Here is a 538-nt window from a genome sequence, read left to right on the forward strand (position 1 = left end):
CGTAACAAGGTAGCCGTATCGGAAGGTGCGGCTGGATCACCTCCTTTCTAAGGAAGAAGAAGTAGAGTAAAGAATGTGTTTTACTGTTTAGCTATCAAGCTGAAACATTTCTGGTGCCGATGCGGTTGGGGGACACACCCGTTCCCATCCCGAACACGACGGTTAAGACCCAATCGGCCGATGGTACTGCACTGGAGACGGTGTGGGAGAGCAGGTGGGCGCCAGATCAAAAAAGAAAAACTGAATTTAATTTACCAGTGATGAGAGATTTTGAATGAAACAGAAAAAAACATTTGAGATTTCTGATGACTGATAAAACATCAGTCGATATGTACCTTGAAAACTGCATACATGAAATTTGATTAAAAGTTAATCAAATATCCTTGATACAAAACGTTAAGGGATTATACGAGAGTATAATTCAAACGCAAGATAGGAAAAGACATCGATATTAATTGTTATCAACAGTAACAAAACATATCAAAAACAATGAGAATCAAACGACCGCATCACCTACGCTAGGGTGATGAAGCGAAAG

At 40.1% G+C, this 538-nt stretch carries 1 rRNA gene; it reads left to right on the top strand.

Going from position 1 to position 538, the window contains the following annotated elements:
• The first annotated feature begins 109 nt into the window (after positions 1-109).
• A 5S ribosomal RNA gene (gene rrf / locus LJE09_RS17395) occupies positions 110-227 on the top strand.
• Positions 228-538 lie beyond the last annotated feature (311 nt).

The sequence above is a fragment of the Blautia sp. DFI.3.45 genome (assembly GCF_020593505.1).
GTDB lineage: Bacteria > Bacillota > Clostridia > Lachnospirales > Lachnospiraceae > Blautia_A > Blautia_A wexlerae.